Source organism: Proteus sp. CD3 (assembly GCF_008808075.1).
Classification (GTDB): Bacteria; Pseudomonadota; Gammaproteobacteria; order Enterobacterales; family Enterobacteriaceae; genus Proteus; species Proteus appendicitidis.
The window spans coordinates 1,994,165-2,006,160 of the sequence record NZ_CP019686.1; the positions used below are offsets into that span (position 1 = coordinate 1,994,165).

An 11,996-nucleotide genomic window follows, 5' to 3' on the forward strand; every position below is an offset into this window, starting at 1 on the left:
TGATTTTTACTTTTTTATGATCAAAAAAAACGAACCTTATTAAGGTCCGCTTTTTTATATGGTGCCCAGGGCGGGTTTATTTTTCACTACTCAACATCACTAAATTCATTTATATAACTACATTCAACTAATTTAAAATTCAGCAGAATAAAAATCTATTAATACTATTCTTAACAGAATAGAGCCCTTTCTACGTAATTAAATAATGATACAAACTGAGTTCTATCGAATAATGTAAACGCAAATGCATTGATACAATAGAGTGGACTTTTCCACCGTCTATTTCTGTCGCTTGCTCATCCATAATAGAATCTTCAATGATATTCGCTGGACCTAAGTAATAAAAATCAGTTCCTTCAGAATCATCTTTTTTAATAAAAAAATGTATTACAGCCGTTTTATCTTTTTGTGATTGAAAGATTTCAAGCATTGGACCTGAATTTCGTGTTTGCTTAGATTTACTATACCACTTGATAAGATCTGGACTTAATATCTTATCTTCATAATGTACCTTTGAATTTAAATCTTCTGTTTTATGATAAGTTGTGAAAATAGGCAGCGTATTATGTTTTAGGCGATAACCATAGATAGTACTTGATTCATCCTTATACCAATTCAATAATCTGCATATATCTTTTCTACTGTAACGCTCATACAATTTTAATGGTGTTGATGCAGAATATTTTTTATTTTTCTCTTTTGCTACATTTATGATATCTAAAAAACGAGTTTTAAAGTCCTGATTATGCTCTAATAAACTTTTTATTTCTGATGATAAAATATAGAATTCCGATAATTCATCGTAAATAACTAAAGCAGAACCACCATATCTTTCTCGTTCAATTACTCCCCAAAAATCATAATTCAATATTCTTTGAACAGAAATGATGGTCTCTTCTGTATAACTGACTAGATTATCATCTAGAATTTTTAGATAATTAGTATGCGATAATGTAGATTGCTCACATAAAGTTTCTAATAATAAAATTTCATGTAAGCGTTTACCATTTAATAATTCTCTCATTAGAAAAAGCAAAACTGCATCTGCATACATACCAAAGGTTTTTATAGGCAATCTTTCCATTGAGGCAATAAAGTCATCATATGTTTTATATGAACTGGCTATAACACTAGGATCTACACTATTGTTGATAATGAAATCTAATAATAACGGGATTTGACCTATGCGATTTTTTAAGTCAAGGTAAGCTTTTTTGATGACTCGAGCACTATCAAGTTTAGCAGTAGAAATAGCCTTAAGTACTCTCTCTTGCGCTATTTTTTCAAAACTAATATTACTCACACCATATAAATTGCCAGGATCAATAGCAGCACGTCTGACCGTTTCTTTATTCAACGAATTATCTCCCATCAAAGCTATTGGGATTAAATAATTTTTCTGATAATTTCCTATAAAATCAATAACAACCAAATATTCTTTAGTTGGGTATTTACGTAAGCCTCTACCTAGCTGTTGAATGAATACAATGCTTGATTCCGTTTGCCTCATCATAATAACCTGATTCAAACATTGGATATCAATGCCTTCATTAAATATATCCACAACAAAAATATACTGAATTTTTCCAATCTCGAGTTGTTTAATGGTATCTTCTCGATGTTTCTGTGAATCCCCTGCCGACAGTGCCACAGTTTTATAATTTCTACTATTAAATTCATTTGAGAGATTTTTAGCTTCATCTAATGAACGACAGAATATTAAACCTTTGGGTGTATCACCTGAATATCCATAATATTCTATTTTTTCAATTAGAAAATCGACTCGCTCTGTAGTAATTAAATAATTCAGATTAGATAGATCATCAATTAATTCCCCATTAAACTCATAATCCACCACACCAAAATAATGAAAAGGTGCGACTAAATCCATTTCTAACGCATCTTTCAAACGGATCTCATACGCAACATTATAGTCAAACATTTCAAAAATATTAAATCCATCTGTTCTTTCCGGTGTGGCCGTCATGCCAAGTAAAAATTTCGGTTTAAAATAATCTAATATTTTTTGATATGAAGCCGCACCAATTTTATGGACCTCATCAATAATAATATAATCAAAATAATCAGTTGAAAATTTATCTAAATGTTCAGTCTGAGATAAAGTTTGTATTGTTGCAAAAAGATAATTAGCATTTAAATTTTTCTGATTTCCTGAAAAAATACCATATTCAATCTCAGATGAAGCGGGAATAATTTTTTCAAAACTTGCAGAGGCTTTTAATAAAATTTGCTCTCTATGCGCCAAAAATAGCATTCTCTTGGGTTTAGCATTTTGTATTTCAAAAGCTGATAAAAATGTTTTACCACTTCCAGTAGCAGAAATAATAAGAGCTTTCTTTTTATTTTGCTCTCTTAAAGCCTTAAGATTTAACAAAGCATCTTGCTGCATTTTGTTTGGCTCAATTATATCTGTATTAACTATCTCAGATATTGAACTAATTTGTTGGTGCAGTTTTTTATTTTTTTGATATTTTATCGCATATTTATTGATGAAATCAAAATCTAATAACTCACTAGCTTCCCATTCATTTTCAAATATATTTCGTAATTTTTTATAGATATCACCTTCTTGATAGCTCGTAATAGCAAGATTCCATTCATAATTTAACTTTAATGCAGTTGCCGTTAGATTTGAGCTACCAATAATTGAGGTTGAGTAATTTTCATAATGAAAAAAATAGCCTTTGACATGAAATCCTTGTTTTGTGGAAATTTTTACTTCTAAATTAGATATTTTTAGTAATTCTTTGAAAGTATCAGGATGATTAAAAGTTAAATAATTTGATGTTAGAAGTCGACCTGTAATTCCTCTAAGAGATAAATCCGACAAGACTGTTTTAAGGAGGGACAAACCTGACTTAGTCACAAAAGCGACTGCTATATCAAATGATTTTACATTTTGCAACCGATCTATAATGCCCGATAATAGTTGGTCATCATAACTTTGATTTGTAAAAACTTCAGCTTTAAGGTGATTTTCCGCTTGTATCTGATGATCGACAAAGCTATGTAAAATGGACGGCTCAAAATTTCTATGCATTGCTACTCTCTTCTTTTAAAATTTTCTTAATCGCAGAGATATCAGCAGGAGCCCAATTTAAAGTTAATAACTCAGAAATAGGAATCCACATTCCTTTTTCATGTTCATATAACCGTATGCTTCCTTTTTGAATAACAGATTTATAAACACTTAAATTAACATTTATATTCTCATATTCATGTAAGTGAGTATGGATATGTGTTTGTACTAGTATTTCACATCCCAATTCCTCTTGGATTTCTCGCTTAAGAGCCTCCTCCGGTGTTTCACCTGGTTCAATTTTACCTCCAGGAAACTCCCATAATCCTGGCAAACTCATTTTTTGAGATCTTAAGGCACAAAATATTTTATTTTTTTCGTTATATATTGCAGCAGCAACAACATAAATAGTTTTCTTAGTCATAAATCTAGAGCACCTAAAACAATATTTATTTGAATACTTCCAGTATATACATTTATCTATTATAGATTCTCTATATTTATCTTTTTTTGAAATTTATTAAAAAATATTTTTAAATGGCCAAAGACTTAATCCCGATCAGTTAACTTATTTGGTAGTTATGTAAGAGCCTCAACCAACTACGATTATATTTTTTTATGCTATTCCTCCTGTTTTTTAAAAATATTAAAAATCATATACCAGACTAATTTCACACCTTCTACTCCATTTTTCTCTAAGAACATCGATAAATACCTGGTTGATATCGGGATTAACACAGTTCAAAAACACAAGTTTTTATCAATAGAAATGCTAACTTAAACTGTTATGGATGTGATGCTAGATGAAATACTCTGAAGCACATTGGATACTCCTGCTAATGGCGCTGTTTTAGCTAGGAAATGAAGTTAAAAAATAATTGTATGTGTGAATGGTCTATCAGATGGGAGTAAATTGTTTTTTTCTGCATAAAATAACTATTATGAACAAAGAGTTTTATGCACTTTGGAATTAAGATATTACTACTTATCAATCAGTTAATTAATATAACTAAAACTCTTATCTTATTGATAAAAAAGATATTATCCACTAATGATAAAAAAAAGCGGACCTTATTAAGGTCCGCTTTTTTATATGGTGCCCAGGGCGGGACTTGAACCCGCACAGCCTTACAGCCGAGGGATTTTAAATCCCTTGTGTCTACCGATTTCACCACCTGGGCTAAATTGTATTTACTTGTTACACTTAATGCTTGTCTATCAAACAAGATAGATAACAAATAAATTTAAAGCATTTACTTCTAAAACTGCTAACTTTAATTTTTTACTTTTCTCTCACTAACTTGTTGTTAGGGAAGAAAAAACGGACCTAAGTTAAGGTCCGGTCTTTATATGGTGCCCAGGGCGGGACTTGAACCCGCACAGCCTTACAGCCGAGGGATTTTAAATCCCTTGTGTCTACCGATTTCACCACCTGGGCTAAATTCTGTGGTGCGCCCGTAAATTCTTATTACTAAGAGAGATACTGGTATGGACGACTTATTAATTATCTATTTTACAATGCCACTTGTAACGCCATTTATAATGGGCTTTCTTTTTGCACCAAACTCTTTATCTTAAATATTTTAAAGAGATGGTGCCCAGGGCGGGACTTGAACCCGCACAGCCTTACAGCCGAGGGATTTTAAATCCCTTGTGTCTACCGATTTCACCACCTGGGCATTAATGGAGGCGCGTCCCGGAATCGAACCGAGGTACACGGATTTGCAATCCGCTGCATGACCACTCTGCCAACGCGCCTCAAATGCTCAATCTCATAAGAGATTGGAGCGGGAAACGAGACTCGAACTCGCGACCCCAACCTTGGCAAGGTTGTGCTCTACCAACTGAGCTATTCCCGCACTACCGAACTTGCTGATTTACTTATTTATTTCTGTAAACCGTTGTGCCTTTCGATGCGTTGCATTCTACTGATTTCCTGAATCTAGTCAACACTATATTTGCATCTTTTTGACTGTTCGGTGAATTTTCAGTCATTTCGATCAACCTTCACGCAAATCTGACCACGCAGCGCTCAAATATTGAAACATTGACCAGAAAGTCAGCACTGTTGCGATATATAATAAAGCGAATCCAAACCACTCTGCTTCAACAGTAGGACGCCATAATAACACAACAAGTGATCCCATTTGTGCGGTCGTCTTCACTTTTCCTATCCAAGAAACTGCAACACTGTTACGTTTCCCTAATTCAGCCATCCATTCTCTTAGTGAAGAGATAATAATTTCACGAGCAATCATTGTTGCTGCCGGTAAGGTTATCCACCACTCATGATAGTACTCAGTAATTAAAACAAGTGCTGTTGCAACCATTACTTTATCCGCTACTGGGTCCAGAAAAGCGCCGAAGCGGGTAGTTTGTTTCCATCTACGTGCTAAAAAGCCATCAAACCAGTCTGTTGCAGCTGCTACCATAAAAATAATAGCGCAAACTAATGGGGCATCTTTGAATGGTAAATAAAACACCAAAACAAAGAATGGGATTAGAGCGACACGAAATAGAGTTAGCCAAGTTGGGATATTTAGTTGCATAGCGTTCTACACGACCTAGAAAAGTGAGAGTTATTAATATGGTGCATCAATACACTTAGTGTTTCAACGCATTAAAAATTTTTTCTGCTAATGCCGTCGAAATTGTGGGGACTTTCGCAATTTCTTCAACACTTGCATCTCGCAAAGCTTGTAGCCCTCCCATATATTTCAACAACATTTGACGACGTTTAGGTCCTACACCTTCAATAGACTCCAGCGAACTGGTATTTTTTACTTTTGCTCTACGTTGGCGGTGCCCTGTTATTGCATGACGATGAGATTCATCACGAATATGTTGGATCAAATGTAACGCAGGTGAATCAGAAGGTAACGCCATTCCTTCACCTTCAGGCACAAAAAACAAGGTTTCAAGCCCTGCTTTACGATCACTCCCTTTTGCGACACCAATTAATTTCGGGTGTGATTTATCCCAATCAACATTAAGAGAATCAAATACTTCTATTGCTTGTGCTAATTGCCCTTTACCACCATCAATAAAGATAACATCTGGAACTTTACTGTCTTCTAATGATTTACCATAACGTCGGGTTAGCACTTGATTCATCGCCGCATAATCATCACCAGGAGTAATGCCACTGATATTATAGCGCCTATATTCAGATTTTAATGGGCCATTCATGTCAAATACTACACATGAAGCCACAGTTTGCTCTCCCATAGTGTGACTAATATCAAAACATTCCATTCGTTTTATCTCTTTCATATCAAGAAGAGACATCAAAGCGGTATAACGTTGTGAAATTGTCGATTGTTCGACTTGTTTTGAAGCCAATGCCGTTGCTGCGTTTGTTCTGGCTAATTTCAAATAACGCGCCCTATCACCACGCGGTTTGGTTTGAATTTGAATTTTTCGCCCTGCAATTGAAGATATCGATTCAGAAAGAATCGCTTTATCTTCTAAATTAAAATCGAGCAAAATTTCACTTGGTAAAGTACGAATTGCACTGCCTTGTAAATAAAATTGGCCAATAAAAGTCTGAACAACTTCATCGATTGAGGTATTTGCAGGAACTTTAGGAAAATAACTCCGACTTCCTAACACTTTACCTTGACGGAAAAAGAGAACATAAACACAAGCAATCGCACCATTAAAAGCAACACTGATCACATCAAGATCATCGCCAATATTGGCAACAAATTGTTTTTCAGTCACTTGCCTTACTGCTTGGATTTGATCACGAATGCGAGCGGCCTCTTCAAAATGTAATTCTTGACTAGCGGCTTCCATACGTTTAACCAATCCATCAATAACTTGCGTATCATCACCTGAAAGAAAAAGCCGCACATAATTAACTTGTTGGGCATATTCTTCATCAGAAACATAACCTTTTACGCAAGGTGCAAGACAACGTCCAATTTGATATTGCAAACAAGGTCTTGAACGATTGCGATAAACACTGTCTTCGCATTGACGAATAGGAAACAATTTTTGCATTAATGCTAATGTTTCTCTTACTGCAAAAGAGTTAGGAAAAGGTCCAAAATATTCCCCTTTGGCATGTTTTGCACCTCGATAGCTAGCAAGTCTAGGGTGTTTATCACCGCTTAAATAGATATAAGGATAGGATTTATCATCTCGCAACAACACATTATAGCGGGGTTGATAGCGCTGAATGTAGCTGTGTTCAAGCAATAAAGCTTCCGTTTCTGTATGGGTGATCGTGACATCAATATTTGCGATGCACTTCACTAAAGCTTCGGTCTTACGGCTATTTACCTGTGTACGAAAATAGCTTGAAAGCCTTTTTTTCAGATCTTTCGCTTTGCCGACATAGATTACGGTGTCTGTCGCATCATACATCCGATACACACCCGGTTTATCTGTGACTCGGCTTAAGAATGCTTTGGCGTCAAATTTGTCTTCCACTTTGTAAATGACTCTCTATCTCAATTAACCCATAACGTATTGCTATATGTGTTAATTCTACATCACCTGAGATTTTAAGTTTACTAAACATTCGATAACGATAGCTATTTACTGTTTTTGTATTAATATTCAACTCACTTGCGATTTGTGCAATTTTTTTCCCTCTAATAATCATCGACATAATCTGCAATTCGCGTTCAGACAGTTGATGTAACGGATTTAATTCTTGCTGTAATTTTGTTAGTGCGATTTCCATCGCTAATTCTTGGCTTATATACCGTTGACCGATACAAACCTGTCGAATAGCTTGCAGAACATTTTCACAAGAAGTATCAGCAACAATAAAACCTTCAATACCCAATTGGAGAAGTGTTATTGATAATATTGAGTCTGTTTTTGGTGAAATAACAATGATCTTAATTGATAAAGATGATCGCTTTATTCTTTTTATAGAATCAATTAATGAGATTGAAGGTGCTGAGTAAATAATAATAAGATTAACCGAAAATTGGCGACAATAACGGAATGCATCATTTTCATCATTCACCACCTTTCGGATATTAATTTTTTTAACCTGACTAAGAAGTGTTTTTATTCCCAAGCTAAATATTTCAACTCGACTTATTATCAATGTATTTATCAATAACTCTTTCCTTTTAAATTAAGCCATAGCAAAGAATATTAAATCAATTCTCCACAAACGTGAATACAAACTTCATACTATAATAAAAAATTGTAATCCGCTTTTTCCTTTATATTACATTAATAGTTATTTAATAAAATTGAATCATAAAAAAGACTCATATAGAAAAGAGTCTTTAAAAAATATAAAAAACTAATAAATGAAATGTTATTGATTAAACATATTCATAATATCTTGCTCTGTTAGCATTGGTGTTTTTTCTACAAAATTATAATACTTAGGTTTGCTATCTATATAAATTTGCATTGCCAGTTTGCTTTCTTTCGCATCAGGGAATAATCCTGCTGATACATAGTAAGTATGGGCTTCTTTTAGATGATAAAAAAGATGAGAGCCACAATGCTTACAAAATGCTCGTTCTCCCCATGAAGATGAATCATAACGTGTTATATTTTCTTCACCTTCAATCTTCAAATCTGATTTACAATCAATTGAAAAACCCGGGCCGCCATTCCAACGCAAACACATACTGCAATGACAAACGCTAAGTGCAGAAATATCTTGTGCTGTCGATAACTTAACCTTGCCACATAAACATTGACCTTGATGCATTTATTCTCTCCTCTTTTTGTAAATCATGCATTAATCACTTAAGATTATATGCATGATTTAATCTCAAAAATCAACAAAGCACATGTATAAAAAACGTCTATACTTTTGTATTTTCGCTTTGCTTTTTAGGTGGCAATGGTGAGAAATACCCGATTAATAAAATCAGTATTGCAACACCAATAAAGGCCAATGCTCTAAGCAATCCACTGCTTAATGATGTATCAATTAGGAAGAGCTTAGCGATAACTACAGCCAACAGTACACCACCAATAAACCAGTGTGAACGTGACTTTTTGCGTGTCGCCATTACCATTGTCACTAACGCAGTAATTGCCCAAATAATGGCTAATACTGTTTGAATAACTTTGGAGTTAATTATTGCATAACTCGACCAATCAATATCTGTTGCAAAGACCAATCCTCTTAATAAAATACCATTTGCCCACCAGAAAATCATAGCAGGAATAATGTAATTAACTAAAGGTAAGTTATTTTTCAATAATAATTGATATTTAGGTGACTGTTTTATTACTGAAATAAATTTATAGCCAACCCATATTCCAACAATTCCCATTAGATCCATCAAATTAAATAATGGAATAAATTTAATACCACTTTCAGTACCATCATTAAAGTTTGCAAAGATTAAAGAAAGTGCCAGTAAACCTAAAATAGGTAAAGTAACTACCCAATAAGAATTTTGGTACTCTTTTATCCAATTAACTTTCATTGCTAGTATATAGCTTATTACAATGAATAAGCTTATAACAAAAATAACACTTGCAAAATGTAAGCTCATATAAAGGTACGTAACATCTATTAGCCAAATAATTTCAGTAAATAAGAAAAGACCAATAAAAATAAGATGCATACTGTGGATCAATGCTTTATTGATCCTTTGTTTTGGCAATAACGTATTGACTTTAAGCAAGTAGAAACCACTCGCAAAAATTGCAATCCAGATAGTCGCACTTAACCAATTATCAATTAACGAGCCTGCAAGATAGATGTACACCAGCATAATAAGTGCTGACATCGGCCATAATAAAATAGAGCAACTCGCCAACTCAGAGAATTGGGTTTTCTTCCCAGCAAAGAACATACCCCAACAGCTAATAAGAATAAAAGCAAAGGTAATGGATTTTACTTCTGGAGAAAGCCAATGTTCGCCATATTCTTGTAAAAGTAACACGCTATATCCCCAACTTACAGCAGAGATAAATAGTGTTACATATCCAATAGTTCGATTATCAAGATGAGTGAATTGCGCTCGATACCACAGCACCCCGACGGCAAATACAACGATGACTTGTGTTACAAGCATTAGCCAATCACCTAATGAGATAATAGGCATGTTAAATAACAAAACAAAGGAAACCGCAACTAAAATAGTCCCTGCAATAGCAGGTTTCTTTTGCTGTTGTAAAACAGAAAATGCAAGGATCATCACCCCTTCAATTGCCCATACAATCGATGTCCATTCAGCAGAGAATGCAAATGGTACGGCTAAAGTGGCAAAGGTGACAGAAAGCATAAAGAAAGCAATTGCCAGTAATTTGCCCTCTTCACGATAACGCTTCAGTGCAAACCAAGTGAGTGCAAAATAAGCCAGTCCATAAAGAGATGAAGCAATAGCAACACCATATGTCCATTCAGAGGCTAATCGATGTTGGAAGATAAAACCAATTAATGGCGTACCAAACAGTAATGTGGCATCAAAAGGAATATTAAGTTTCAGTTTATTTTTTAGTGTTGAAAGCTCCGTTGCAACACCAAAAATTAACCAATTTGCAATTAAAAATAACTGGCAAGGTAAATAATCGGCATGAGTGTAATTTGGTATTGCCCACATAAAACCAATACCAAAAGTAAATGCAAAACCAATAAGATTTAATAAACGCCAAACTTGCCAATGGCTGATAATAAGAATGCCAATTGAAAGAATCAGATAATAACTAAACAAAGCAACATAATTGCCACTTCCTGTGGACAATAATACAGGCGCTAAATAACCACCAAGTGAAGCTAATATAGCTAAACTAATAGCTCGATGAATAACTGCCAAACTTACACTGACCAAGCAGATAAACACCATAATAGCGAGAGCAATACTAATAGGAATAAAATCATAAATTTTAGTCGCAGCAAAAATAGTAATGTAAAACCCACCAATGCCACCACCTTGTAAAATTAATGCATATATCAGGTTTTTCTTTCTAAGCCACCAGCCAATACCTAATAAAGCCAAGCATCCTGTTCCCGCCATCATTAAACGTGTTGATGCGGAGACAAGCTCATTCTCAATACTGTATTTAAGTAAATAAGATAGACCAAAAAAGAGTAATAACATCCCTATTTTAGCCAGCGGATTCCCTGTTACTACCCAATTCCAAAGAAGCCCCAAAATTGATTTCTGTTGACGTTTTGGACGAGGGTTTAAATTAGGTCTATATTGCGATGCAGGTCTATTTACTTGAGGCGTAGTACTTCCTAAATCACCTTTTTCAGATCCAACAAAGTTTTCACTTGCCACACTAGCCCTATTTTCTACAAGCAGATCTGAAGTTGATTTAACAGATGTTTGTTTTGCCTCTTGTTGGTAATGATGAGCAAAACGGCTTGTTGCCACCTTAGGTTGATAAGGCTCCGATCCTTTAGATGTAGGGGGTGTTGATATTTCTGGCTGTTCAGGTTGTTTGTCTTCAAGGTTAATCCCATTAACCATAGAAGATTGAACAACTGGATTTTCTTCTTTAGGAGAAACTTTATTAAATGCCGTTTCTTGTGATATTTGTGCATGTTGATATACAGACTCGTCTTTATTCTCCGCCTTATTTTGCACATGTTCTATTGTGTTAATCGGTTCAACTGTTTTAGATTGATCAGTTGAAGCTGTTGATTGAGGTTCTCTTTTTATATCACGAGATAAATCATTAAATTCGCTTTTCTGAGCATCATGCTCTGTGCGAATATTCACAGCGTTGTCTTTACTTAATAACTTAAATAATTTCTCTTGTTGTTCAGTAAGTTTTTCTTCAAGCTGTTTAATTCGATGCAACAATGAGTTGCTATTTGTATAAGCGTGGTATTGCCAATACAAAGACACTAAGACAAATATAGTAACGATGAGCACCAAAAAGTCATCCATAAACCTAATCCTTTTGTGTTAAACATCACATGCTTTTAATCTCTTAACCTTAGTTATACTTTAATTTTCACCGATTTATCTTAGTTTATTCCGAAATAACCTATTTCGTGAACTCT

Annotated in this window: 7 protein-coding genes and 5 tRNA genes; all 12 read right to left on the minus strand. The window is 34.3% G+C overall.

The annotated features are described in order from the left end of the window. Window positions 1–190 precede the first annotated feature (190 nt). The 12 genes from BTA34_RS09105 to BTA34_RS09160 all read right to left on the minus strand — a co-directional run bounded on the left by BTA34_RS09105 (window position 191) and on the right by BTA34_RS09160 (window position 11,880). Complete coding sequence (locus BTA34_RS09105; RefSeq protein WP_151435369.1) at window positions 191–3,061, minus strand: DUF3427 domain-containing protein; 2,871 nt, start codon at window positions 3,059–3,061, stop codon at window positions 191–193. Next, on the minus strand, window positions 3,054–3,464 hold the full coding sequence (locus tag BTA34_RS09110) for a (deoxy)nucleoside triphosphate pyrophosphohydrolase (RefSeq protein ID WP_151435370.1): 411 nt from the start codon (window positions 3,462–3,464) through the stop codon (window positions 3,054–3,056). The genes BTA34_RS09105 and BTA34_RS09110 overlap by 8 nt, the downstream gene beginning before the upstream one ends. Window positions 3,465–4,134: 670 nt before the next feature. Continuing rightward, a tRNA-Leu gene (locus BTA34_RS09115) sits at window positions 4,135–4,221 on the minus strand. A gap of 170 nt (window positions 4,222–4,391) precedes the next feature. Further along, window positions 4,392–4,478, minus strand: a tRNA-Leu gene (locus tag BTA34_RS09120). A gap of 154 nt (window positions 4,479–4,632) precedes the next feature. Then, window positions 4,633–4,719, minus strand: a tRNA-Leu gene (locus BTA34_RS09125). A 5-nt stretch (window positions 4,720–4,724) separates the two neighbouring features. Beyond that, window positions 4,725–4,798: transfer RNA gene (locus BTA34_RS09130), tRNA-Cys, on the minus strand. A gap of 25 nt (window positions 4,799–4,823) precedes the next feature. Beyond that, window positions 4,824–4,899, minus strand: a tRNA-Gly gene (locus BTA34_RS09135). 141 nt (window positions 4,900–5,040) lie between these two features. Further along, entirely contained in the window at window positions 5,041–5,589 is a 549-nt protein-coding gene (gene pgsA / locus BTA34_RS09140) for a CDP-diacylglycerol--glycerol-3-phosphate 3-phosphatidyltransferase (protein ID WP_075674025.1), read from the minus strand. 55 nt (window positions 5,590–5,644) lie between these two features. Next, complete coding sequence (uvrC, locus tag BTA34_RS09145; protein ID WP_151435371.1) at window positions 5,645–7,477, minus strand: excinuclease ABC subunit UvrC; 1,833 nt, start codon at window positions 7,475–7,477, stop codon at window positions 5,645–5,647. After that, window positions 7,461–8,024, minus strand: coding sequence for a LuxR C-terminal-related transcriptional regulator (locus BTA34_RS09150; protein ID WP_265576312.1), 564 nt, complete (start codon window positions 8,022–8,024; stop codon window positions 7,461–7,463). The genes uvrC and BTA34_RS09150 overlap by 17 nt, the downstream gene beginning before the upstream one ends. Before the next feature lie 303 nt (window positions 8,025–8,327). After that, window positions 8,328–8,732, minus strand: a complete 405-nt coding sequence (locus BTA34_RS09155; RefSeq protein WP_151435373.1) for a GFA family protein — start codon at window positions 8,730–8,732, stop codon at window positions 8,328–8,330. Between the two features lie 97 nt (window positions 8,733–8,829). Beyond that, entirely contained in the window at window positions 8,830–11,880 is a 3,051-nt protein-coding gene (locus BTA34_RS09160; RefSeq protein ID WP_151435374.1) for a DUF2339 domain-containing protein, read from the minus strand. Window positions 11,881–11,996 lie beyond the last annotated feature (116 nt).

What these genes read in the sequence shown, in the direction of transcription:
- BTA34_RS09105 (WP_151435369.1), bottom strand. Translation starts at nt 3,061, where the DNA reads ATGCATAGAAATTTTGAGCCGTCCATTTTACATAGCTTTGTCGATCAT.
- BTA34_RS09110 (WP_151435370.1), bottom strand. Translation starts at nt 3,464, where the DNA reads ATGACTAAGAAAACTATTTATGTTGTTGCTGCTGCAATATATAACGAA.
- pgsA (WP_075674025.1), bottom strand. Translation starts at nt 5,589, where the DNA reads ATGCAACTAAATATCCCAACTTGGCTAACTCTATTTCGTGTCGCTCTA.
- BTA34_RS09155 (WP_151435373.1), bottom strand. Translation starts at nt 8,732, where the DNA reads ATGCATCAAGGTCAATGTTTATGTGGCAAGGTTAAGTTATCGACAGCA.
- BTA34_RS09160 (WP_151435374.1), bottom strand. Translation starts at nt 11,880, where the DNA reads ATGGATGACTTTTTGGTGCTCATCGTTACTATATTTGTCTTAGTGTCT.